The sequence below is a fragment of the Alteromonas gracilis genome, assembly GCF_043642145.1.
Classification (GTDB): Bacteria; Pseudomonadota; Gammaproteobacteria; order Enterobacterales; family Alteromonadaceae; genus Alteromonas; species Alteromonas gracilis_B.
In genome coordinates this window covers 517878-543115 of sequence record NZ_JBHZRZ010000002.1, presented here as the reverse complement: position 1 = coordinate 543115, position 25238 = coordinate 517878, and the positions used below count along the sequence as shown (strand labels likewise).

The 25238-nt window shown below is 44.4% G+C and carries 19 protein-coding genes; 8 read left to right on the top strand and 11 right to left on the bottom strand.

What is annotated here, in order from left to right; genetic code table 11:
* Positions 1–13 precede the first annotated feature (13 nt).
* A complete protein-coding gene (locus tag ACHUFN_RS06425) occupies positions 14–1171 on the bottom strand; it encodes an S-(hydroxymethyl)glutathione dehydrogenase/class III alcohol dehydrogenase (RefSeq protein ID WP_394221480.1) in 1158 nt (385 codons plus the stop codon).
* 188 nt (positions 1172–1359) lie between these two features.
* Here ACHUFN_RS06425 and ACHUFN_RS06420 point away from each other — a divergent pair, with 188 nt between their 5' ends.
* From ACHUFN_RS06420 to ung, 6 genes are all read left to right on the top strand, one after another.
* Complete coding sequence (locus tag ACHUFN_RS06420; protein WP_394221479.1) at positions 1360–2238, top strand: LysR family transcriptional regulator; 879 nt, start codon at positions 1360–1362, stop codon at positions 2236–2238.
* A gap of 82 nt (positions 2239–2320) precedes the next feature.
* Positions 2321–4828 carry an excinuclease ABC subunit UvrA gene (locus ACHUFN_RS06415; RefSeq protein ID WP_394221477.1) on the top strand — a complete coding sequence of 836 codons (2508 nt, stop codon included), beginning with the start codon at positions 2321–2323 and terminating at the stop codon, positions 4826–4828.
* A 362-nt stretch (positions 4829–5190) separates the two neighbouring features.
* Positions 5191–7656 carry a bifunctional aspartate kinase/homoserine dehydrogenase I gene (gene thrA, locus ACHUFN_RS06410; protein ID WP_394221476.1) on the top strand — a complete coding sequence of 822 codons (2466 nt, stop codon included), beginning with the start codon at positions 5191–5193 and terminating at the stop codon, positions 7654–7656.
* A gap of 78 nt (positions 7657–7734) precedes the next feature.
* A complete protein-coding gene (gene thrB, locus ACHUFN_RS06405; RefSeq protein ID WP_394221475.1) occupies positions 7735–8679 on the top strand; it encodes a homoserine kinase in 945 nt (314 codons plus the stop codon).
* A gap of 47 nt (positions 8680–8726) precedes the next feature.
* Entirely contained in the window at positions 8727–10010 is a 1284-nt protein-coding gene (gene thrC, locus ACHUFN_RS06400) for a threonine synthase (protein ID WP_394221474.1), read from the top strand.
* Entirely contained in the window at positions 10010–10681 is a 672-nt protein-coding gene (ung, locus tag ACHUFN_RS06395; RefSeq protein ID WP_394221473.1) for a uracil-DNA glycosylase, read from the top strand. Before thrC ends, ung begins: the two co-directional genes overlap by 1 nt.
* Positions 10682–10850: 169 nt before the next feature.
* On the opposite strand, the gene ACHUFN_RS06390 is transcribed toward ung, so the two are convergent.
* The 3 genes from ACHUFN_RS06390 to tal all read right to left on the bottom strand — a co-directional run bounded on the left by ACHUFN_RS06390 (position 10851) and on the right by tal (position 14014).
* Positions 10851–11027 carry a DUF3545 family protein gene (locus ACHUFN_RS06390; RefSeq protein ID WP_012519516.1) on the bottom strand — a complete coding sequence of 59 codons (177 nt, stop codon included), beginning with the start codon at positions 11025–11027 and terminating at the stop codon, positions 10851–10853.
* A gap of 363 nt (positions 11028–11390) precedes the next feature.
* Positions 11391–13040: a glucose-6-phosphate isomerase gene (pgi, locus tag ACHUFN_RS06385; protein WP_394221472.1), complete on the bottom strand. Its 1650-nt coding sequence runs from the start codon at positions 13038–13040 to the stop codon at positions 11391–11393.
* A 14-nt stretch (positions 13041–13054) separates the two neighbouring features.
* Positions 13055–14014, bottom strand: coding sequence for a transaldolase (gene tal / locus ACHUFN_RS06380; RefSeq protein ID WP_394221471.1), 960 nt, complete (start codon positions 14012–14014; stop codon positions 13055–13057).
* A 383-nt stretch (positions 14015–14397) separates the two neighbouring features.
* Between tal and yaaA the strand changes: the two genes are divergently transcribed.
* A complete protein-coding gene (gene yaaA, locus ACHUFN_RS06375) occupies positions 14398–15174 on the top strand; it encodes a peroxide stress protein YaaA (RefSeq protein WP_394221470.1) in 777 nt (258 codons plus the stop codon).
* 831 nt (positions 15175–16005) lie between these two features.
* Here the strand turns inward: yaaA and ACHUFN_RS06370 are convergent.
* Together ACHUFN_RS06370 and ACHUFN_RS06365 are read right to left on the bottom strand one after the other, a co-directional pair.
* Positions 16006–16383, bottom strand: coding sequence for a hypothetical protein (locus ACHUFN_RS06370; protein WP_394221469.1), 378 nt, complete (start codon positions 16381–16383; stop codon positions 16006–16008).
* The gene (locus ACHUFN_RS06365) at positions 16380–16697 is read right to left on the bottom strand and encodes a monooxygenase (protein ID WP_394221468.1); all 318 of its coding nucleotides are present in this window, start codon (positions 16695–16697) and stop codon (positions 16380–16382) included. Before ACHUFN_RS06365 ends, ACHUFN_RS06370 begins: the two co-directional genes overlap by 4 nt.
* A gap of 133 nt (positions 16698–16830) precedes the next feature.
* On the opposite strand from ACHUFN_RS06365, the gene ACHUFN_RS06360 reads away from it, so the two are divergent.
* Positions 16831–17730, top strand: coding sequence for a LysR family transcriptional regulator (locus ACHUFN_RS06360; RefSeq protein WP_394221467.1), 900 nt, complete (start codon positions 16831–16833; stop codon positions 17728–17730).
* A 373-nt stretch (positions 17731–18103) separates the two neighbouring features.
* On the opposite strand, the gene ACHUFN_RS06355 is transcribed toward ACHUFN_RS06360, so the two are convergent.
* From ACHUFN_RS06355 to ACHUFN_RS06335, 5 genes are read right to left on the bottom strand one after another with little or no spacing between them, the layout of a single operon-like run.
* Entirely contained in the window at positions 18104–19690 is a 1587-nt protein-coding gene (locus ACHUFN_RS06355; protein ID WP_394221466.1) for a class I adenylate-forming enzyme family protein, read from the bottom strand.
* 16 nt (positions 19691–19706) lie between these two features.
* Positions 19707–20579, bottom strand: a complete 873-nt coding sequence (locus tag ACHUFN_RS06350; RefSeq protein ID WP_394221465.1) for an SDR family oxidoreductase — start codon at positions 20577–20579, stop codon at positions 19707–19709.
* Complete coding sequence (locus ACHUFN_RS06345) at positions 20580–22400, bottom strand: acyclic terpene utilization AtuA family protein (RefSeq protein WP_394221464.1); 1821 nt, start codon at positions 22398–22400, stop codon at positions 20580–20582.
* Positions 22387–24405, bottom strand: coding sequence for an acetyl/propionyl/methylcrotonyl-CoA carboxylase subunit alpha (locus ACHUFN_RS06340; protein ID WP_394221463.1), 2019 nt, complete (start codon positions 24403–24405; stop codon positions 22387–22389). The genes ACHUFN_RS06345 and ACHUFN_RS06340 overlap by 14 nt, the downstream gene beginning before the upstream one ends.
* Positions 24406–24412: 7 nt before the next feature.
* Positions 24413–25222: an enoyl-CoA hydratase/isomerase family protein gene (locus ACHUFN_RS06335; protein WP_394221462.1), complete on the bottom strand. Its 810-nt coding sequence runs from the start codon at positions 25220–25222 to the stop codon at positions 24413–24415.
* Positions 25223–25238 lie beyond the last annotated feature (16 nt).

Sequence of the window (25238 nt, the reverse complement as noted above, 5' to 3'; positions counted from 1 at the left end):
TTGATACTTTTTGTTACCTGTCCATATGAACAACAGAGCGAATGCTTTCACCCTTGTGCATTAAATCAAATGCGTTGTTAATGTCGTTTAGCCCCATGGTGTGAGTAATAAACTCTTGAAGACCAAAGTCACCGTTAAGGTACTGTTCGACAATGCCTGGAAGTTCTGAGCGACCTTTCACGCCACCAAATGCCGAGCCGCGCCATACACGACCAGTTACTAGTTGGAATGGACGCGTTGAGATCTCCTGACCTGCACCTGCTACACCGATAATTACCGATTCGCCCCATCCTTTGTGGCAGCATTCAAGGGCAGAACGCATAACGTTCACGTTACCAATGCATTCAAATGAGTAGTCGACACCGCCATCAGTCATTTCAACAATGACTTCTTGAATTGGCTTGTCAAAATTCTGAGGGTTAACAACGTCGGTTGCACCAAGCTGCTTTGCTAGGTCGAACTTGCTTTCATTAATGTCGATACCGATTATGCGACCAGCACCTGCCATTCGCGCACCAATAATGGCAGATAATCCAATGCCGCCTAAACCGAAAATGGCAACCGTATCGCCTTCTTGTACTTTTGCCGTTTTAAGTACTGCGCCCATACCTGTAGTTACACCACAACCAAGTAAGCACACTTCTTCTAGCGGCGCCGATTTATTTACTTTTGCTAGAGAGATTTCGGGCAGTACCGTGTACTCAGAGAACGTTGAGCAACCCATGTAATGATAAATTGGCTCACCGTCTTTAGAAAAACGGCTTGTGCCGTCTGGCATAAGGCCTTTGCCTTGAGTTTCGCGAACCGCTTGGCAAAGGTTAGTCTTTCCTGATTTACAAAACTTACACTCGCCACACTCTGCGGTATAAAGCGGGATCACGTGGTCGCCAACCTCTACGCTGGTCACCCCTTCACCCACCATTTCCACAATGCCGCCACCTTCATGACCTAAAATGGAAGGGAAGACGCCTTCTGGATCGTCACCTGACATGGTAAAGGCATCGGTGTGGCACACGCCCGTTGCCACAATACGAACCAACACTTCGCCTTTTTTAGGAAGCTCTACATCAACTTCTTCCATCTTCAGCGGCTCACCCGGGCCCCACGCAACTGCCGCTTTCGACTTAATGTGCGTTTGACCTTCTTGCAACGAATCTTTAAATGACGCCATGAAATGACTCCTTAATCACAATAACGATGATGTTTTATAAGCCAAAGTATAGGAGACGGATTACCAATGATAAATACGATTTTAGTAAATCACTTTTGCATATTTGTAATAATTGTGGAGAGTATTTAAGATAATCTCCTGACACAGTACGGTTTCGACAATAAGTGACAAGGTCAAAAGTAGCGCTTATGAAATATTTAGAGGGTATTGCAGAATTTTGTGCTGTGGCTGAGGTGGGAAATTTCACAGGGGCCGCCAACAAACTCGATACATCAGTGGCGCAAGTAAGCCGGAAAGTGGTGTCGCTAGAAAAACAGTTAGGCGTAAAGTTGCTGCAACGTACCACGCGCAGTGTATCGCTTACGGAAGCGGGCAGTTTGTATTTTCAACAAACGTTACCCGCGTTAAAAGCATTGGAAGATGCACAGCTTTCAGTCAGCGCATTACAAGACTCACCACAAGGGCTAATTAAGCTTACCGCGCCTGTGGCTTTTGGTGAGGCCTTTATTGCACCGCTGCTTAATACCTTTATGCAAAAGTATTCAGGTATAAGCGTACAGTGCACATTTTCTAATGAAAAGCTCGATATTGTAGAGCTTGGGCTCGATCTTGCCATTCGCATAGGAAAGCTGGAAGACTCAACGCTTGTGGCCAAAAAGCTGGCGACACGTCATTTATATGTGTGTGGCAGCAAACAATACCTTCAAGAACAAGGCGAGCCAGAAAGCCTAGAAGATTTAAAACATCAATCGCTGCTTGTTGGCTCTAAGCCCAATTGGCGCTTTTCAGTAAATAATAAAATTCAAACTATTCCAGTGCAGGGGCGCGTTCGTTATAACAGTGGCAATGCATTGTGTAACGCTGCCATCGCAGGTTTAGGTTTGACCCAACTGCCCGGTTTCTATGTGCGCGAAGCGTTGTCGACAGGCGAGCTTGTTGAAGTATTGCCTCAATTTAAAGACAAGCAAGAGGCAATATGGGCGGTGTTTCCGTCAAATCGTAATGTAGCCCCTAAAATAAGGCTTCTGGTAGATTTTCTAGCACAACACATTGTTTCTGATAGCTAACGCCAACTTACCAATGTTAGTGATCGAAATTGTGGTTTGGCATTTAAACAACTTGTAATGAAATCAAACTACAGGTGATTTGGTGCATAGCGATGAAGGTCGAATTACAGTGCGTGGCGCCCGCGTACACAATCTAAAGAATATCAATGTTGATATACCACGCAACGAGGTTGTGGTTTTTACTGGCGTTTCGGGCTCGGGTAAGTCCTCTTTGGCTTTTGGCACCTTGTACGCAGAAGCACAGCACCGCTACCTAGACTCTATTTCTCCCTACGCACGACGGTTAATTGAACAAGTTGAAATGCCAGACGTTGATGCCATTGAAGGGCTGCCCCCTGCAGTTGGTTTACATCAACGTCGTGGCGCACCTTCAATGCGTTCAACGGTAGGAAGTATAACCACGCTCTCGAACAGCTTACGTATGCTGTACTCGCGAGCGGGCGACTACGGCGCAGGCCAATCAATTATTTATGCGGATGGTTTCTCGCCAAATACGCCAGAGGGAGCGTGCGAGCAATGTGACGGAATAGGAAAAATTTTCGACACACAAGAAAGGCTTTTAGTACCTGATAACAAATTATCGATAAGAGAAGGCGCTGTTGCAGCCTGGCCGGGAGCGTGGCAGGGCAAAAATTTGGTGCGTGTTTTATTGTCTCTTGATATTGATGTTGATATTCCATGGCGTGATTTGCCTAAGAAAACAAAAGATTGGATTTTATACACGGATGAAACGCCCCAAGTGCCTGTTTACAGGAATTACAATCTTGAGCAAACTCGCAAGGCATTAAAAGAAAACGAACCCGCTAGCTACAAGGGAAAGTTTATAAGTGCTAAGCGCCATGTTTTAGATACTTTCAAATCTACTCAAAAAGAAAAGGTAAAGCAGCGAATAGCACGTTTTCTATCAGTGACTTTGTGCCCACAATGTGGTGGTAAAAAGCTAAAGAGAAAGGCGCTAAATGTCACTATAGACGGACTGGATATCATTGATTTTTCTCGGCTTCCTTTACATGAAGTCGAGAAGAAATTGCGACAGCTACAAGCGTCTGTGGCCGAGCATTCTACAGAACGTGCACAAGTCATAAAGAGTATTTCAAACGACGTTCTAGATAGGATAAAACCAATTCTTGCATTGGGTCTGCATTACCTTTCACTAGATAGAAGCACTACAACCATTTCGGTAGGTGAGCTTCAGCGTTTACGGTTGGCAACCCAGCTTAAGTCCAACTTGTTTGGTGTTGTCTTTGTTATGGATGAACCCTCATCTGGGCTTCACCCTCGTGATGTTGAGTCGTTGGTTCAGGCCCTTCATGAAATTACAGAGGCGGGGAATTCGCTTTTAGTGGTTGAGCATAACCCTTTTGTCATTAATGGCGCGAGTTGGGTAGTAGATGTTGGTCCTAAAGCGGGGAGAAATGGTGGGCAGCTTATGTTCAATGGCCCTGTGAATGAGCTTGTTAACGCAGAAAACTCGCCAACAGCTGAATTTGTTTTCCAAAATAAGTCGTTAATTTCTCGAGAAAAGCGTTTGTCGTCACGTACGTTGAGCTTGAAAAACATGACAAGAAATAACGTAAAAAGCGTTGATTTAGCGATACCACTTGGCGTGATGACAGTCGTAACCGGGGTTTCAGGTTCTGGGAAATCTAGTTTGATAAGCCAAGCGCTTGTCGATTTAGTAAAAGAAGAACTAGGCGGTGGTAAGGGGCACTCTAAAGAGAATGTAAGCGAAACATCATTACTTGATGCTGAAACGGATAGTGGCTCGCAAACGGGTTACATCGATGAAGGATTAGAGCAGATAAGTCGTATTGTGGTTGTCGACCAATCTCCTATTGGCAGAACACCGCGCTCGACACTGGCAACGTATACGGGGCTCTTCGACCAAATTAGAACAATTTTTGCGTCTACCGATAAAGCTAAAGCCCAAGGTTACGATGCGGGCCACTTTTCTTTTAACGTAACTAAAGGTCGCTGTTCCAACTGCGAAGGGTTAGGCGTAGTATCGGTAGAATTGTTATTTATGCCGAGCGTGTATTCACCGTGCTCGGTATGCAATGGAAAGCGATATAACGATGATGTATTGGCTGTTCATTACGAACAACATTCAATAGCTGACGTTTTGTCGCTTACTGTGGAAGACGCTCAGCAGGTCTTTAAAGACCACAAGGTGATAATGCGCGGGCTTGAAACATTGATCAAAGTAGGACTTGGCTATCTTACTTTGGGGCAAAGCGCTACTGAGGTATCCGGTGGAGAAGCGCAGCGAATTAAGCTGGCTTCAGAGCTAAAGCGTGCACAAAATGGTAACACTTTATATGTACTGGACGAGCCCACCACGGGCTTGCACCTTGCAGACACCTCGCTACTTATGAAGCATTTAAGTGCGCTGGTAGATAGCGGTAACACAGTACTAATGGTTGAGCATAATATGCAAGTGGCCGCTTTATGCGATCACATCATTGATCTTGGGCCTGGTGCCGGTGAAGACGGTGGCCAGATAGTCGCTCAGGGCACACCAGAAGAGGTAGCGAAGCATAAGAAAAGTGCAACCGCTCCTTTTTTAAAGCAAGCGTTGCAACGCGCCTAAAAAAGTGAACGAAGACCAGAAGCGCCTTAAAGTGCTAAAAGCAGAAGAGTGCGCAGTTAAAATAGAGCTAATTTCATTTCACCTCTCAAGTTTGTACCTTAAAAAGAAATATTTTCTAAAGAGTGTTTCATATATTGCAATACAGTGTAGTGAAAACTGCGGTTGACATATAGACGTCTATACGGCAAATTGCTTGTATGAAAAAGATTCTACTTATCGGCACCACCATGATGTTAATTACCACCTTAAATAGGGCGGTCGGTGGCTAGTGCAAGTAAGCAAAAGACAACGAAAGCCCGCCTAACAAAGAGCGGGCTTTTTTTTACTCACGTTTTAGCAGGCGTAACCTTAAGGAGCAGCATATGAAAGTCTTAAAGTTTGGGGGTTCTTCTTTAGCCGATGCACCGCGATACATGCGCGTAATGGAAATAAGCACGGCAACCCACCAAACCGAAGGTGCTGCGGTTGTGCTCTCTGCCCCAAAGGGGGTAACGAACGCGCTTTCACTTCTATGTGAACAAGCAGCCGCGGGTGAAGATTTCCAGCCATTATTCAACAAGTTGAACGACACGGTTACCGGCATTGCTAATGAGCTAAATGAAAAGCTCGACGGATTTGCCCACGCCAGCGTGGTAGATTTCATCGATAGCCACTTATCGGTATTAAAACAACACCTTCAAGGTATAAAGCTACTAGGCGTTGCACCTGATAATGTTGCTGCTGGCATTCTAAGTATCGGTGAGTACATTTCAGTTACGCTTTTCAGCGCAATGTTATCTGCTAAAGGTATTGCCAATAGGGTTATCGACCCCGTTAAATATGTACTAGCCGAAGGTGACTATTTAGACAGCATTGCCGACGTGTCGTTAAGTAAGGCGCGTTTTTCTGATGTACCAAGCGATGGCAGCGAGTTTCTTGTTATGCCTGGTTTCGTTGCTGCAAATGAAGCGGGCGAGAAAGTAACCCTAGGACGCAACGGCTCAGACTATTCAGCGGCAATTCTAGCGGCGTGTATAGACGCAAGCTGTTGCGAAATATGGACAGACGTAGACGGTGTTTATAACGCCGACCCGAACCAAGTTGAAGGAGCTGTGCTACTTGATAAGCTAACTTATCAAGAAGCGATGGAACTGTCGTACTTTGGTGCGAAAGTGCTGCATCCTAAAACCATTGGCCCCATTGCTCAGCACCACATTCCTTGTTTAATCAGAAACACACTTAATCCAGCAGCGCCGGGTACGCTAATTAGCAATGAAAAAAGCGAAGTTTGGACGTCGGTTAAAGGTATTTCACAGCTTGATAATGTAACGATGTTTAACGTTGCAGGCCCGGGTCTTAAAGGCATGGTTGGCATGGCAAGCCGTGTGTTTGAGGTTATGTCGAACGCCAACATCTCTATCAGCCTTATCACACAGTCTTCTTCTGAATACTCAATTAGTTTCTGTATACAAAGTAAAGATGCTAGCCGTGCGCTAACGCTACTTGAAGATGCTTTCGCGCTAGAGCTACAAAACCAGCTGCTTGACCCTATTGAAGTGCGTAACGATTTAGCCATTGTGACCTTGGTGGGTGACGGTATGCGTCAAACCAAAGGTTTGGCGGCGCGTTTCTTCAACTCGTTAGCACAAGCGCGCGTTAATAATGTGGCAATTGCTCAGGGGTCTTCAGAGCGTTCTATTTCCACCGTTATTGAAAGCAAGCGTGCTAAGAAAGCGGTAAAGGTTATTCATCAGAATTTTTTCTCTGACCGCCATACCATTGATGTATTCCTAGTAGGGTGTGGCAATGTGGGCACTGAACTGCTAGGTCAAATTGAAAAGCAACAGCCAGCCTTGCTTAAGCGCAATGTACAGCTGCGAGTTTACGGTGTTGCAAATAGCAGAAAGCTACTTCTTAACAGCCAAGGCATTGACCTAGCTGGCGACTGGAAGGCTGCACTTGAATCTGCAAGTGAAGGCCTAAGTGTTGAACGCTTGCATCAGTTTGCGAACGACAACAGTTTAGTAAACCCTGTTATTGTTGACTGCACCAGCCACGAAGCCATTGCCGAGCAATATGTAGACATGATGGAAAGCGGTTTTCACGTGGTAACGCCAAATAAAAAGGCGAATACCAGCGCCATGTCTTACTACCGTAAGCTTCGTAAGACAGCGCAAACCACTAACCGTCAGTACCTTTATGAGACTACTGTTGGGGCAGGTCTTCCGGTTATCGATAATTTGCAAAAGCTATTTAGTGCAGGCGATGTTCTGCATCGCTTTGAAGGTATATTGTCTGGCAGTTTGTCTTATGTATTTGGAAAACTTGAAGAGGGCATGAGCCTGTCGCAAGCTACACAAACAGCAAAAGACAACGGTTTTACCGAGCCAGATCCACGCGATGATTTAAACGGCATGGACGTGGCACGTAAACTCCTTATTATGGCCCGTGAAGCAGACTTAGCGCTTGAGCTATCAGATATTGAAATAGAGTCAGTATTGCCTGAAGGGTTTGCTGAAGACTGTTCGATAGATGAATTTATGCAGCAGCTGCCTGAACTTGACGCATCTTTTAGTGAAAAAGTAGAAATGGCTAAAGCAGAAGGCAAAGTACTTCGCTATATTGGCAGTATTGAAGACGGCAAGTGCAAGGTAAGTGTTCAAGCCGTGCCAGCAAGCAACCCGCTTTCACAGGTAAAAGACGGTGAAAATGCGTTGGCTATAAACAGTGATTACTACAGCCCCATTCCTTATGTGATTAGAGGCTACGGCGCTGGCGGTACGGTAACAGCAGCAGGTGTGTTTGCAGATATACTGCGAACCATGCCGTGGAAACAAATGGCCCACTAAGAGGCGCTTAAGCAGTCATTCTATGGCTACACAACTGGCTTACATATAAGCTGGGGTGTAAGAAGTAAGAGAAATATTATGAAAGCATTGAAGGCCTTTGCGCCGGCATCAATTGGAAATGTAAGTTTGGGGTTTGACGTTTTAGGTGCAGCGTTAGCGCCTGTTGATGGCACCAAGCTAGGTGATGAAGTTGAAATTAAGCAGGCTGACTCATTCTCGCTAGACACCGTGGGCCGTTTCGCTCATAAGCTTCCAGGCGATGCAGATAGCAACATTGTGACCCAATGCTATCACTATTTTTGCAAACAATTGGAGAAGACAGGAAAGCCTGTTTCTCCCGTTGCGCTTACACTACATAAAAACCTCCCCATCGGCAGTGGCTTGGGCTCAAGCGCAAGTTCAATTGTAGCGGCATTTGCAGCGCTCAATGCTTATTTCGACAATCCGTTTGATGAAGATACGCTGCTTATTATGATGGGAGAACTTGAAGGTCAAATAAGCGGCAGCATACATTATGACAATGTTGCACCTTGTTATTTAGGTGGTATGACATTAATGACGGGAAGCGATGCGCCCGTGACCTTGTCATTGCCGCTTAACGATGACTGGTACTACGCCGTTTGCTATTCGGGGATTAGTGTATCTACCGCAGCTGCACGCGACATATTGCCTAAACAGGTAGATATGGCGACGGCGCTTACCTTTGGTCGACAGTTGGGCGTGTTTGTTCATGCTTTACACGCAGGTAATTTTGACTTGGCGGCGTCGGTAATGAACGATGTTATTGCCGAACCTTACCGAAAATCGCTATTGCCTGGCTTTGATGAAGCGCGCGCATTCAGTGAAAAAGCAGGCGCACTCGCCTTTGGTATTTCAGGTTCAGGGCCTACAGTATTTGCGGTGTGCCCGAGCCAAGCACAAGCAGAGCAAGTCGCAACATATTTAACACAGAACTACATTCAAAATGAAGATGGCTTTAGCCATGTGTGCCAAATACCGCGTAAGGGCACAATAGTTTCTTAAAAGATAATAAGGGCAGCGAATTCGCCCAGTAAAAAAGGTAACAGCAAGTGGAATTGGTAAATTTAAAAGATTCATCGGACACAGCAAGTTTTTCTGAAGCCGTAAAGCGTGGCTTAGGTAAAAACCAAGGGCTTTACTTTCCTGAACACATTCCTACGCTAAATAATATTAACGAATTGCTAGAAAAACCGTTTGTAGAACGCAGCATTGACGTGCTTCGCGCGCTTATTGGTGATGAGCTAAATAATGGCGAGCTAGAAGAGATTGTTCAAACTGCCTTTGCGTTTGGTGCACCGGTTGAGCAGGTTAACGACAAGGTATATAGCCTAGAGCTTTTTCATGGCCCAACGCTGGCATTTAAAGACTTTGGTGGTCGTTTTATGGCGCAAACGCTTTCGCGCATTAGCGAAGGTAAGCCAGTAACCATTTTAACCGCGACTTCAGGTGATACGGGCGCAGCGGTTGCACACGCTTTCCACGGAATTGACAACATCAACGTGGTTATTTTATTTCCAAAAGGCAAAATTAGTGCGCTACAGGAAAAGCTATTTACTACGCTAGGCGGCAACATCCATACGGTAGCAGTAGAGTCTGATTTTGATGCGTGCCAATCGCTAGTTAAAACTGCGTTCGACGATCCAGACGTTCGCGAGGGCCTGCATCTTAATTCAGCCAACTCGATTAATATCAGCCGATTGTTAGCGCAGGTTTGCTATTACTTTGAAGCTGTAAGCCAATTGCCGAAAGAGAAACGCGATCAGCTTGTTATTTCAGTGCCTAGCGGTAATTTTGGCAACTTAACTGCAGGCATGATAGCCAAAGCACTCGGCCTGCCTATTAAGCGTTTTATTGCGGCTACCAACTTAAATGACACCGTACCTCGTTATCTTAAAACAGGCGAATGGAACCCTAAAGCGACCGTTGCAACCATGTCTAACGCTATGGATGTGAGCCAGCCAAATAACTGGCCACGTATAGAGGCGCTTATTGAGCGTGGCTACATCGACAAAGCGTGTTTAAAAGGTGAAATGGTAGACGAAGAATACACTCAGCTTGCCATGCGTCAGTTAGCTCAGCAGGGCTACACCAGTGAGCCACATGCCGCCATTGCCTATCGTGCGGTGAGTCACGACTTAGAAGAGGGCGAAATCGGTTTGTTCTTGGGCACGGCTCACCCGGCTAAATTCAGAGAAACCGTAGAAAATGTATTAGGTAACCCAATAAGCTTACCAAAAGCCTTGGCTGATGTAGCGGGCGAAGACAGCCTAGCGGTAGATTTACCAGCATCTTACGATGCACTTAAACAACACATGATGGAATTACTTAAGTAATGCCGTTATCAAGCTTAACGTGGAAAAGCGCGCTTAGTGATGAAAAGCAAAAAGACTATTTTGTTGAGTTGCTTGAGCGCGTGAGTCAGGCTCGCGAAGCGGGTAGTGTTGTTTATCCGCCTCAGCCAGACGTGTTTAACGCACTTAAATACACGCCCCTAGATCAGGTTAAAGTGGTGCTGCTTGGACAAGACCCATACCACGGGCCTAATCAAGCTCACGGCTTATGCTTCTCTGTAAAAGAAGGGGTGAAAACGCCACCTTCGCTTAAGAACATGTACAAAGAGTTAACTAGCGATATTGAGGGTTTTAACGAGCCAAACCACGGTACACTTACCTCGTGGGCTGAACAAGGCGTTTTATTGCTTAATACTGTGCTTACTGTAGAGCAGGGGAAAGCGCATAGCCACGCTAAGTGGGGGTGGGAAACCTTCACCGACAAAGTTATCGATGTGATAAATGAGCACTGTCACAACGTTGTGTTTCTTTTGTGGGGTAGCCATGCACAAAAGAAAGGTAAGCACATTGACCGTGAAAAACACAAAGTCTTGCATGCGCCACACCCATCGCCGCTGTCAGCGCATCGAGGCTTTTTAGGTTGTAAACACTTCAGCCAAACTAATGAATACCTAGTTGAGAAGGGTAAAACCCCGATCAACTGGCAGGTATAAAGTTAGCTATACAACAAGCATAATTGTTACGTTTAGCTATTAGGGCGCGACCTGTGCGTGCACAGATCTCACCAAAAAAAGCTAACAAACATTCATCATGCTTGCACGTGAAGCATTTACCGCACGCTAGAAAGTAAAAAGGCCGCCTGTGTAACAGGCGGCCTTTCTTTTATCTTTCCAGTGTTTCTAGCTCGTACTCGAAACCACAATCGAGTTCAGCAAGTTCTTTTTCTAATTTGTAGCGATCTTGTAGCGCTTCGATTTCTCTCCACTTACGTTTTTTGCTTTTGGTTTTTGCTGGGCTTGCTTCGATGTCTAACATGGCAAATAGATCTGATTTATCCACTGGGATCTCCTTTTTATACCACTACAACTAATACAGAGTTTTTGTTTTTAATTCCCTCTGTACAATTTTGTATCACAGCCGCCACTAAAATAAAATACTTAAATTTACCTTTTATTAACAAATTGTGACGATATGATGACAACGGTAAGGAAATGTCCAGTGTGTTTAAAGCGTAAACAATATCTGTATATCATTGATCCTATTTGTATTATTAGTGATCAATTGAACAGTGCTACGGTTATCAAAAGTGTCTGTCGTATAGTTGATGAATACCGCAACAAAAAACGGCCAGCTTTTACGAAAAGCTGGCCGTTCAGTTTGTTATTTGCACCAAGTGGGTGATTTTAAATCACCTCGCATTCCTTATTTTGGTGCATTCGCTGCTCTGAATTTGGCAATCAATTGCTGTGTTGAAGCGTCGAAGCTGTCTTTGTTAGCTTCACCTTGAATGCCTGCAAGTGCTTGGTTTCCTAGTACTTTACCTAACTCTACGCCCCATTGGTCGAATGAGTTTAGGTTCCAGATAACACCCTGAACGAATACCTTATGCTCATACATTGCAACCAACGCGCCAAGAGTTTTCGGCGTAAGGCTATCGAACAAGAAAGTATTGCTTGGCTTGTTACCCGGCATGGTTTTGTGAGCGGCTAAACGCTTGCGTTCTGCATCGTCTAGGCCTTTACCGTCAAGGTCTGCATAACACTCTTCAAAGGTTTTCCCCTGCATCAATGCCTGCGTTTGACCAAAGCAATTAGACGCTAACATAGCGTGATGCGTATCGTCTTGATTCGGTACATTTAACGGTAGCATGAAATCAGCAGGGATAACGCCAGAACCTTGGTGAATAAGCTGGTGGAAGCTGTGTTGACCGTTTGTACCTTCACTGCCCCAAATAATTGGGCCAGTAGGATAGTCAACGTTTTCACCTTCTTGGGTTACTTCTTTACCATTACTTTCCATGTCTAGCTGCTGTACGTAGGCAGGCAAACCGCGAAGGTAGTGGTAGTAAGGCAGCAGCACATGAGACTGTGCATCGAAGAAGTTTCTGTACCAAACGCCTAAAAGCGCAAGCAATACAGGCATGTTTTCTTCAAGTGGTGCGGTTGTGAAATGGGTATCCATTTCAAATGCACCTTCAAGCAAGCCTTTAAAGTTTTCAAAGCCTAGGGCCAGTGAAATTGGCAGCCCAATAGCAGACCACAGTGAATATCGACCGCCTACCCAATCCCACATTGGGAAGATGTTGTCGGCGCTAATACCAAATTCAGTGGCTGCTTTTACGTTTGAAGACACCGCAACGAAGTGCTTGGCAATATCATCTTGCGTGCCGCCAGACTTTAAGAACCACTCTTTAGCCGTTAGCGTATTTTGAAGCGTTTCCTGAGTAGAAAATGACTTCGACGACATAACCACGAGAGTTTCTTCAAAATCAACGCCAGACAGCACATCGTGAATGTGACAACCGTCTACGTTGGCAACAAAATGTACTTTAACGGCATCAACGGTATGTGGCTTAAGCGCCTCGGTCATAATTTTAGGGCCAAGGAACGAGCCACCAATTCCGATAGCCACAATGTGTTTGATAGGCTTGCCAGTATAGCCTTTGTGTTCACCGCTGTGAACTGAAGCGGTGAAGGCTTCAATTTTATCTAGCGTAGCGTGAACCTCTGGCATTACGTCTTTGCCATCTACCATCACTTGGCGGTCTGAAAAGTTGCGAAGTGCGGTGTGAAGCACTGCGCGCCCCTCTGTCGAGTTAATGGGCTCGCCAGAAAACATGGCGTCGCGAACGGTTTCTAGTTTGCACGCACGGGCAAGGTCGAAAAGGCTTTTAAGGGCGTCTTCGTTTACGCGGTTTTTCGAGTAATCTAAAAAAATACCACACGCTTCAAGCTTCATGTTTTCCGCGCGATTTGCATCTTGTGCAAACCACTCGCGCATGTGCGCTTGTTTAACCGATGCGGCCAGCTCAGACAGCTTTTTCCATTCTGGAAGAGACGTTAAAACACTCATGGTTGTAATTGCCTTTATGCGCTAAGTTTTTCGCGAAGCAGGGTTTCAAGTTTCACTTGGTCTGCAGCGAAGTTGCGAATACCTTCAGAAAGTTTTTCAGTCGCCATTGCATCTTCGTTCATTGCCCAGCGGAATTCGTTTTCAGTTAAACGAGCACCTGGCGTTTTTGTTGCGCCGTTGTCTTTTAGTTTAACTTCTAGGTCACCAGGCTCGTTGGCAAGTTCTTCTAATAGCGCAGGGCTAATAGTTAGGCGATCACAGCCTGCTAGCGCCTGAATTTCGCCAATGTTGCGGAAGCTTGCGCCCATAACTACCGTGTTATAGCCGTGCTCTTTGTAGAAGTTGTAAATTTTAGTGACTGATACAACGCCTGGATCTTCATCAGGGGCATAAGACTCAGTGCCAGTTGCTTTTTTGTACCAATCTAGAATGCGACCCACGAAAGGAGAAATTAGGTAAACGCCAGCTTCAGCACATGCTTGGGCTTGGGCGAAACTAAATAGCAAGGTAAGGTTACACTGAATACCTTTCTTCTCTAGTGCTTCCGCTGCCTGAATGCCTTCCCATGTTGAAGCAATTTTTATAAGAATGCGTGACTTATCAATGCCAGCATCTTCGTACAGTTGCACTAAACGTTCTGCTTTTTCAATAGTTGCTGCTGTGTCGAACGATAGGCGTGCATCTACTTCGGTAGAAATGCGACCAGGGATAGTCGCTGAAATTTCTTTACCAATTGCCACTGCAAGTTTGTCGGCTGCATCGGTAAGTTGCTGTTCAGCGTCGTTAGACTGAAGCTTTGCCCACGCAACAGCATCATCAATTAGGCTAGCGTATTGAGGAAGACCAGCTGCTTTTAAAAGTAACGAAGGGTTAGTAGTGGCATCAACTGGCTGATACTTTTTAATGGCATCGATGTCGCCCGTATCGGCAACTACGGTAGTGATATCACGTAATGAAGCTAACTGATTGCTCATAATTCTCTCTGTTCTTTATCAAAATAAGTTTGTACAACTCGCTGAAAGAGCCAGTTGAATAAAACGATTCGCTTGCGCGTATATTGAGTTGAGCGCCTACGGTTGAGTTCTTTGCTTTTTCACTATTTCAAAAGAAATGAGCAAAGAAAAATACAGCGCTTTGGTTATTCAGACACACCTTTGAAGGGGGCATCGGAATATTTGTTTGAATAATTATTTGTAACCCTATTTATATCAAACCCGTGTGACAATTCATACATAGAATAATGACAAAATGGCTAATCGGATTTCTCTGTTAAGCCAATTTGCGTCTTTCTTATGCCATTTTGCTTTTTAAAGCGTATCAGGTGGTACAATAAGCGCGTGAAACCTAAGGAGTCGAAATGTTAGTTGTAGTATCCCCAGCAAAAAATTTAGATTTTGAAAGCGAAATTCCAGTTAATCAGTTCACCCAGCCAGAAATGCTAGAAGATACTGAAAAGCTAATGGAAGTGTGCCGAACTTTATCGCCGGCTGACCTTTCATCGTTAATGAAAATCAGCGATAAATTAGCCACACTTAACGCTAACCGCTTTGCTGAGTTTTCAACGCCGTTTACTACAGATAACGCTCGCCAAGCTATGTACACCTTTAACGGCGACGTATACACAGGGCTTGATGCTTATTCGCTTGATACCGACACGGTAGAATACGCTCAAAAACACCTACGTATTTTATCTGGCCTTTATGGTTTGCTTCGTCCGCTCGATTTAATGCAAGCTTATCGCTTAGAAATGGGGACAAAACTGGCTAATCCCAAGGGCAAAGACTTGTACGCGTTTTGGGACGACCGCATTACTTACGTGCTTAATAAGGCGCTAGAGGCGCAAGGCGATAATGTGTTGATAAACCTTGCTTCTAACGAATACTTTAAGGCAGTGAAGAAAAAGTCGCTAGACGGCATGATCATCACACCAACTTTTAAAGATTGTAAAAACGGCCAGTACAAAATAATCAGCTTTTTTGCAAAGAAAGCGCGCGGGCTTATGGCACGCTACATTCTTGAAAATCGCGTAGAAGACGTGGAAGGGTTGAAAAACTTTGATGTAGATGGCTATCAATTTAGCGAAGAGCAAAGCTCCTCAACTGAACTTGTGTTTCTTCGCAATCAGGAAAGCTAAGAGAAAGCCCAGTAACAAGGCAAGTCGATACGGATAATTGGGTCTAAGGATTTGGGTTAGGCAAATAAAGTGCTATATTTGCTGTGTTTTTATACAGGTGTGGCGCTTTTTTATGAGAAAGAAATTTTTCCAAGAAAAATCAAAATGGATTCCGCTTGCTTTCAGAGGAGTTCAGGTCAATTGTTGTAAGTTTGCGAAATGTAGGAACATCGGGCTAACGCCAGAAGATATTCATAAGCAGTGTCTGGCCTTCGTTGGTGAGCGGGAGCGTCGCTTGTCTAAGTAACAGTACGAAAGAATGTATCTGTGTACTGATAGGCAGGTTTTATGCAAATTCGGAGAAAGGTCAGCGTCTTTGAAAGACCAAAGAAAACTGGCAACCGGAATGCTGGTATTTGGTAAGGTTATCAACCCTATAACCCTGAGTTATTCGTTAAGTTGGGGGATATATTTCGTGTCTTTTATAACTACTGTTTACCTGATGAAAAAAACAAAAAGCTTCCTGCTATGAAACTGGGCCTTGCAAAAGGGTCAGTAAAAGTTGAGAAGATTATTTACTTTGATCGTTATAAATAGATATGAAGTGTAGTAGCTCATATCTGATCTTACAGTTTAGATGAGTAATAGATGCGTTTTCTTTGTTTCATGGCAACATTCCTCCTTAACTGAGGATAGCGTTGCACTCACCTATTGAACTCAAGACGTATTCCAGCCATTGATGGGGCAAAAAAGGCACGAAAGCTTTGAGCGAATAGCGGTCCTTCATTTTTATTTATTGAACTATTCATAAGCGAGAGCTGAAAAACTCACGCTTAGTTTAAGTGATAAAATCTAACTTTTATATTTCTTGAGTTGCCAATAGCTTAATACTGTCAATATCGTGAAGAAAGCAGGATCGCTCCAACCAAATCCAACAAATATCCCTGTTAACCCCGCGTAGCTTGTAATTATCATCCCAAGAAAGTTAGTGATAATCAGGGCTTTAAGTATTTGTTCAACCGCTTCGCCATCCTTAATATTTCTAAATAGTAAACTAACCGCACCTAATCCGCCTAAAAATATACTCGTATGTTGTGATAAAAAATAAGAATACTTATCGTTTATCTCAACGCCATACATAGGCCAAACCTGTGTAGGTAAAAAGTACAATACCAAAGCAAAAACAAAGTAAATACCGGCATGTAATGTTAAGAATGTTTTACTATTCATACAGTTTCTCCTTTAAATACAGGACCTTGATTAATTTTGGTCAATGGTAAGTTTATGTCAAAGATTATTCCCCTAACGTTAGGTACTCCCATGCCCTTTAAGCGAGCTGTATGCATTTCTAGATATGACTTCGCACTGGCTTCATTTTCAAAGAGGTAAATGCCTCCTCCAAGCTTATCTGATTCATTTTCAGTCCAAATTTTCCATATTAAGCCTTCTTCCTGATTAATTGACTCTGCTAGACCAACAAGGGCCTTTGACATTTCATCACCCATTGCACCTTGATATTCAAAATCAACTTGTAATAGTTTCATCGTATAATCTCCAAATATAACGCTTTAAGCGCTGTGTTATATACTAAACTCATTATTCACTACAAAATTTACACATTAAAGTTCATAATGTTGCCAGTAACTGTGTAAAAAACTGACAGGTAATACATTGAGATTGAAAAGTACACTGGAGCAATGGATTACACTCCAAGAAGTAGACAAATCTGGCAGCATCCAAGCTGCTGCTGTATCACTGAATAAAAGCCACACTACTTTAATCTACTCAATAAAGAAGCTAGAGGCTCAATTGGACACAAAGCTGTTGGAGATAAGTGGACGTAGAGCAATACTTACCAAACACGCTAAGTCCTTACTCAGAAGGGCTGAAAGCATGATAGAGCAAGCTAGAGACTTAGAGGAAATGAGCCAACAACTGTCCGTTGGTGTTGAATCAGAAATAACTGTAGCTATGGATCATTTATGTGACCCTACGTTGCTTTATAAGCCAATGAAAGAGTTTCTAAAAGCTAACACAACTACATCTATTCAAGTTGTCGAAACATCGCTGTCGAAAACCTCTGAAATGGTTATCAACGAGGAGGCTGATATAGCGATTATAACTTTGCCAGTGACGAATTATCCCGCACAGGTGTTCTCTCTTACCGCAATGATTCCGGTGGTATCTATTGCCCACCCACTTGCCGAGCAAGACAATATACGTACCCAAGATTTAGCAGTGCATAGCCAAATCGTTATCCGAGATTTAGGTAACGTTACATCTACTGTCGAGGGAAAAAATGTAGGCTGGTTAAAAGCAAATCAAAGAATTACTGTTGATAACTTTGATCATGCAGTTAGAGCCACTGAACAAGGGTTAGGATTCTGCCGTTTGCCTGAACATATAATAAGGCAAAGAAATGATGAGAAGCTGAAAATTATCAAGATAGAGCAAAGCGAAAAATACCAAGTGCCTTTACATATTACTTTACCTAAGAGGAGTAAAACAGGACTCGCAGCCAAGACTTTTTATGAAATATTATTGCGTGAAACAAATGCGCCTGAACATAAACAGTGAAATAACAGATATATGTACTAGCTCAGACTTGATCTGACAGTTACCCGTTTCTTCAGTTGCCGCTGTCAGATTTGATTGAGTTCTACTAATCGAATCTGAAAGATCAATTTAAGACTTATTCATATGAGGGTGTTCATATGAGGGCTATAAGTCATCTCAACACCATTTGTTCATTTTCGTATTCTGAATTAGAAATCTCTGACTCAGCATACTTTCTAACTTTATCATAAAGAATAAATGTAGGTGAAAATACAAAAGCCTTACAGTTTCCTGTAAGGCTTTACGGTGTGAGTTTAGATATCAGACCCAATTATCCGTATCGGCTTGGTAACAACGTGGTCTTTTCAAGCAAGCTTACCCACTTTTAGTTTACTCACTGCATAAAAAAGCTTTTATATTGCTCTCTTAGCTCTACTTTGCGAATTTTCCCAGTACTTGTCATCGGTAATGCCTCGCAAATAAAGATATGCTTGGGTACTTCAAACTTGCCAAGCTTCTCCTTACAAAATGCATTGATGGCTGGCAACATCTCATGTGTAACATTATTACCCACTATGCATGCGCAAACCGCTTCACCCCAGTGAGGATGAGGCACGCCTATCGCAGCTGCAGCTTCTATTTCTTTCATTAAACAAAGCGTTTGCTCCACTTTTTGAGACGACACATTTTCTCCGCCAGACTTAATGGTATCTTTTACCCTATCGATAAACATTAGTTGGCCTTTACTATCAATAAATCCTAAGTCTCCCGTGTGGTGCCAACCAAATTTATAAGCGGCTTTGCTAGCGTCTTCATTTTTATAATATCCATTCATGACTTGCGGGCCTCGCCAAACTATTTCACCTGTTTCGCCCTGTTCCACTTCAACACCTTCCTCATTTATCACTGCTTGCTCGTTAAAACACAGGGGAACCCCCCAGTAATTACCCTCTGCAAATTCAGTTTCACAACCGTCTTTAAACAAACTAGAAACAGGGCTAAATTCTGTTTGCCCGCTGCCTAAGTGGACTTTGCAGCCAAAAGCATCGCGAATTTGCTGACGATTCTGTTCACTCATTGGCGCCATTCCGTAAATGGCTAATGTAAAGTGGCTGAGATTTCGTTCGTGAAAGTTATCTGTTGCCATTAATGCATTCCACATCATAGGTAAAAGCACCGACGTTTCTATTTTTTCACTTTCTAAGCTGTTCGCTATTTGAATAGGATCGAATGTAGCGTGAAGCGTACAGCATCCACTTCTTAAAAACGTTGGGTAGAGTATTGAAAGGGCGGTACAGTGAAATAGCGGAAGAACGAGTAACATTCTGCACTGTGCGCTTAGTTCTAGTTCTATTGCCGCAGTAAGTGCTGCAATGGTTAATGAAAGGTGAGATGTTTCAACCGCTTTGGGTTTCGAGGTGGTCCCAGACGTGTAAATCATATGGGCTGTGTCTCTGTCGTTTATTATCCTGTCTTCAATTTCTGCGTCGCTACGCTCTTTGATAAAGGGCTCAAATGCGAACGTAGCCTTGCCCTTATCTTGGCCTAATTGAATAGTAAAACGTATGTCGTCATTATTACTTGTGCTGGCAAGCACGAGATCTGAGAGTTGGGGGTCGAAAACGACTACTTTTGAACCGCTGTGTTCAAGATTAAAGGTCACATCGGCAACGCTTTGCATAAAGTTAATAGGCACTGCAATAACGCCTAGTTTGTAGCAGGCAAAGTAAGTAACAACAACATCTATCTGGTTTACCGCTAATATCGCCAACTTATCGCCTTGCTTAATGCCTTCGTGCATCAGCGCATTGGCCAATTTATTAACCTTTTTGTTGAGCTCGTTATAGGTTACGCTGCGGCGTTCATTGTGATAAAAGTCGACTAGTGCAGGCAGGCTACCGCTGTCTCGTGCGCGCCTGCGCAACAAATCTCCCATGGCTACGCGTTCTACCAAGTTTTTTTCTAATTGTTGTGTACTCATGTTTTTATCCTTGTCGTTAACGCAAAACCTCAGGTGTAATGCTTCTGTGGAAGCCATCCCATGTTTCGCTGGCAGGCTGATTAAGTTTCTGCAAAGGGAAGAGTGCTGGAGCCGACCCCATGCTGGCACCACCGTCTACAAATAGTGTTTGCCCAGTGATGAAGTTCGCTCCTTTGCTTAGTAGAAAGCACACCGTAGAAGCGATTTCAGCTTCGCTGGCAATTCGTCCTAGCGGAACCGCGTGTTTCAGGTTTTGAATAGCGTGTTTCATCTCTTCGGGGTAGGTGTCTAGCCCTGACGATGCTACCCACCCAGGCGCAATAGCATTGACCCTAACGCCAAATGAACCCCATTCCCACGCCGCGGTTTTAGTGAGGTTTTCAACGCCTGCTCGGGCGGCACCAGAATGTCCCATACCCGGCATGCCATTTTTGTTGTCAGCGGTAATGTTGACAATATTGCCGCCATGGGTCTTGAAGTGCTTATTGAATAGGGCTTTCGCCATTAGAAAGCCACCAATTAAATTAGTCTGAATAACGCGTTCAAAGCCGTTTTGGGATATGTGCGAGAGTGGGGCGCGAAACTGGCCGCCCGCCATGTTTACTAACCCGTGCACGCGTTTATGCTTCTCAAGCAATGCGTTTACGGTGTGTGTTACGTCTTCTTCATTACGTATATCAAGCGTGTAGTAACATGCAGTGCCCCCATCGCTTTTGATTTCAGCAGTGGTGTTTATAAGCTTATCTTCACTTCGGCCAATCAAAATAACTGTTGCACCTAATGAGGCAAGTTCATGGGCAGTACATCGTCCTATGCCGCTGCCTCCTCCGGTGATAACAATCGTTTGTTTTAAAAAGCTTCCTGCTGCTAAGGTTGATTGATAGGGCATTCACTCACCTTTGTGTTTGGTAAAAGGGATCAACGACACTGGCACGCTAATAGGCATGGTTAATAACGTTTGCGCGGCTGATTTGCCCTGGCTATCAGTGCGAAGAGATGCGGTGCCGCCGCCTCCTAATGCGTCAGTGAGTAAAAAATTAAAGCTGTTAATGCCAGGTAGGGCATACCGAGAAACACTTCCTTTTACTGAATAAGCAAAAAAATGCTTCACCACATCAGCAGTTAGAGCCCGATTTAAAAAGGGAAAGAGCTTTGGATGTCGCGCGATCACCCCAATGTTTAAGTTGTTACCTTTGTCGCCGCTTCGGGCACAAACCAACTCAACTAGTGGAAGAGAGACTGAGTGTTCATTTTCAAGCTGTACTTCTTGAGTCGGTTCAGAACGGCATTCTTCTTTCTGCGATTGAATGGGAGCAGCGTCAGTTTGGTAAGTAGTGTGCGCCACAATGACGTCATTTTTTTGAATACTAACCGAAACCTTATTCTTGTTGATGAAAAACGAGTGCACCCGAATAAGAGGTTGCGGCTTAGGTCGACCAGCGCCAAATCCCGCCATTCCAGGCGCAGCCGATGTAGCCAAATACGCCATTTCACTGGCACAAAAATAAAGGGCTTTACTATTACTGTGATGAAGTGTGAATTTGGCAATGACCTCTCGTGTATGCTCTGCATTGGCATGGGGGCCGAAGGTTGCTTCGCTGCCTAATATTTCAATACAGGTGTCTTTAAAGGGCGGCATACCTCTCTCTTTGAGCGCGCGTTCGGTTCGTGCAACCAGCGCATGAATATTGGTAAGCGCTTTTTGTTTTGCGTTAGAGCCTGCAATAAAAAAAGCGCCAGTAAGTTTATAGCCGTCTATGTATGTTGCGCAGACTTTATAGTAATTACTAGGCGCTGAGCCTTTTGCACCAAACACACGCACGGCGTTGCTATGCGTTTGCTCTAAAGATACGTGGGTAAAGTCGCAACAAACATCGGGTAGAAGATAATTTGCAGGGTCGCCAATTTCGTACAACAGCTGCTCGGCCACTGTGAAGGTTGTTACCAGACCACCTGTGTTTGGCGGGATCACAATAGTAAACTCGCCGCTTGGTTCAACCTCGGCAATGGGGTAGCTCATGTCTGAAAAGTCAGGCACTTGCTCCCAATCGGTAAAGTTTCCCCCGGTGCACTGAGCGCCGCACTCGAGCAAATGTCCTGCAAGCGAACCTTGCGAGAGCGCGTTGTAATCGTCATGGCTCCATGAGAACTCATGCATTAAGGGCCCAAGCACGAGCGCGCTGTCTACCACTCTACCTGTAATCACAATATCAGCACCGGCAGCTAACGCATCGGCAATTGGCTGGGCGCCTAAATACGCATTCATCGACGCAAGGGTATTAGGTAATTCATTGCCATTATCAAGGTCATGGGTGTTAGTTTCAGCTAAAGTTTCGCGGTGCGTCTCGTTAAGCAAGTTATCACCGTACACGCCCACAATATTCAAATTTAGGTTGAGCTGTGCACACAGCGCATTAAGCGATTCTATGCAGGCTGGCACATTGACTCCCCCCGCATTTGCAATTACTTTTATGCCTTTTTGTGCACAGTCTTGCAGTACGTCTTTCATGGCCACGGTTACAAAGTCGACGGCATAGCCTAGCTTTTCATTCTTTGCTTTGGCTTGCGTTAAAATGGCCATTGTCACTTCGGCTAAGTAATCAAAAACAAGGTAATCGATGTCACCTTTTTCAACCAGCTGCCTTGCAGAAAGCTGACTGTCACCATAAAACGCTGACGCACCGCCTATACGAACCTTATTTTTGTTCATGGTTAACCTCATCGGCTTGAAGTATGGTGGCTATGGTTTGTTTAGATTTAACCTGATCGCCAGGTGTAATTGAAGAAAGGTGAACCGTACCTTTTATGGCTGCTTTAAGGGGGTGTTCCATTTTCATCGCTTCCATAATGGCCACCGTATCGCCTGCATTAACGGTATCACCTTGCTCTGCAATAAGAGCAACGATGACACCGTCCATCACTGCATTCACTTGCGCTGTACCCTGTGTTTTTTGGCTATCTACTTTACTGTGCGTTACGCAGCTAAACGTGAAGTGACCTGTGCCATCGTCAATAAATAGCGTATTACCGTTCGCAGAGTATGAGGCTGTGCTTCGCAACTTATCTGCTTCTACTACTAGGCTTTGTGGCGTTAAGTCTAATAACGTAAGTGTTACTTCTGTTTTAGTACCTGTATCGCAGATTCGATAGTGATTAGTGAAAGGCGTAACAGTCATTGATGCGGTGACATCGTTGCAAGTAATAATGATGGGGTAAGCAAAGCCCATGGTATGTTGCCAAGTGGGTGTGAGCTTATTTAATGCATTACCATAAACCAATGTACTGGCATGTTTGTTTTGCGTTAACGCAAACAGCAGCGCAGCTTTCGCTAATAACGAAAACGATGGCGAAAGGCTGCCTTTCATGTTGTCGTTTTGTGCGTGTTGCTCAATAAATGCCGTTGTTACATTGCTTCCCAAGAACGCAGGGCTTTGCACAAGGTTTTGTAAAAAGTGTTTATTGGTATTTATTCCAATTATCTGTGTTTCGCGAAGCGCTCTCGCCATTTTTCTAACCGCGCTCGCCCTGCTTTCAGCTTTAACAATTATCTTGGCAAGCATGGGGTCGTAATGACTGCTTACTTCCATGTTCTGATAAACGCCGTGGTCGGTTCTAGCGTTCGTGGCAGGTTTCCATACTTTTACCTTCCCAGTTTGCGGCATGAAGTTTTGGCGCGGTTCTTCAGCGTACAGGCGCACTTCAATGGCGTGACCGCTTATTTGAATGTCTTGCTGTGTGAAGGAAAGCGATTCTTCACAGGCTACTCGCAGTTGCCATTCAACTAAATCTAGCCCCGTCACTAACTCTGTAACCGGGTGTTCTACCTGTAAGCGTGTGTTCATTTCTAAAAAGTAAAATTGCTTGTCGCTATCAACTAGAAATTCTACCGTGCCTGCACCACAGTAGTTACAAGCCTTTGCAGCAGCCACAGCCGCCTCTCCCATGCGTTTGCGCAATTGCTCATCCACGAACGGGGACGGGGCTTCTTCAATCACTTTTTGATGCCGGCGTTGAATTGAGCAATCTCTTTCACCTAAATAAAGCGTGTTGCCGCAGCCGTCTGCAAAAATTTGAATTTCTATATGCCGAGGCGCAATTAACGCGCGCTCTAAAATAAGTTCGTCATTTCCAAATGCGTTCAAGGCCTCAGATCGAGCCGTAGAAATATGAGCTGCCAAATCACTGGCTTCATGCACTAAACGCATACCTTTGCCGCCACCACCAGCGCTGGCTTTCACCATTAAAGGAAAGCCAATGTTTTTGGCATTTTCTATGAGTGCCGCATCACTTTGGTCGCTACCTTCATAACCTGGAATACAGGGAACATTAGCTTGCAGCATGGCTATTTTTGACAAGCGCTTGCTACCCATTAAGGCTATAGCGTCTGCGTTAGGGCCAATAAAGGTTAAGCCAGCTTTTTCACATGCACGTGCGAAGTCAGCATTTTCTGATAAAAAGCCATACCCAGGGTGGATAGCGTCTGCCTGTGTTTGAATTGCAGCGTTTATCACTTTTTCACTGTGAAGATACGACGATGTAGGATCGGCAGGGCCAACGAAAACAGCTTCATCAGCTTGCTGAACGTGTAGCGCGTTGCGGTCTGCCTCGCTATAAATAGCAACGGTAAAAAAGCCTAGTTTGTGAGCGGTTCGAATAATGCGACAGGCTATTTCGCCGCGATTAGCAATGAGTATTTTTTGAATGTTTTTCGTCATAATGTGTTCACTCACACCAAGAAGGTTTGCGTTTTTGAATGAAGGCTTGGGTTCCTTCTACCCCTTCTTCAGACGTCAGCGACTTAACAAACGCCGTAGCAGCGCCGTCAAGGATCTGTTCAAGTGGCGTGTTAGTTAATCCCAATAACAACCGCTTGGTATTTGAGTTTGCTTGCGGTGCGCATTGTTTTATTCGGGTAATCTCTTTGTTTACCTGTTCGGAAATGGCGTTTGTTTGACAAACGCCATGCACTAAACCCAAGCGCAATGCTTGTTCGGCATTTAGCTTTTCACCAGTAAGTGCCAATCTTTTCGTTTGCTCAATCCCAATGCGGCTAGCGACAAATGGCGCTATTTGTGCGGGAATAACACCTAACCCTGTTTCAGGAAGTGCGAAAAAGGCGCTGTCACAGGCAATGGTAATATCTGCTACACAAGCTAGGCCAAAACCGCCGCCAAGTACCGCGCCTTCAACAGCAGCAATGACTGGCGTGGGAGAGTGTTTTACTTGAGTAATCATGCGACCGAAACTACGATTGAAGTGCCAAATAGTGTCGTCTCGTTCAGATTCACTTAACGACGATAAATGCATGTCAGAAATATCGCCGCCAGCGCAAAAGTTGCCATGGCTTCCTTGTATTACGACGACCCGTAAATTATTCATATCTTCAACGCGTTCAAAGCACTGCATAATCTCTTCAACCAACGTTAAATTCATGGCATTTTTTTTATGCGGACGGTTAAACTGAATGTGTAATACGTTGTTAGTAAGTCGTGCGGTAATTTCTTTGAATACCATTGATTCTAAGTGGGGCATCCTGTTGTCCTCTTTA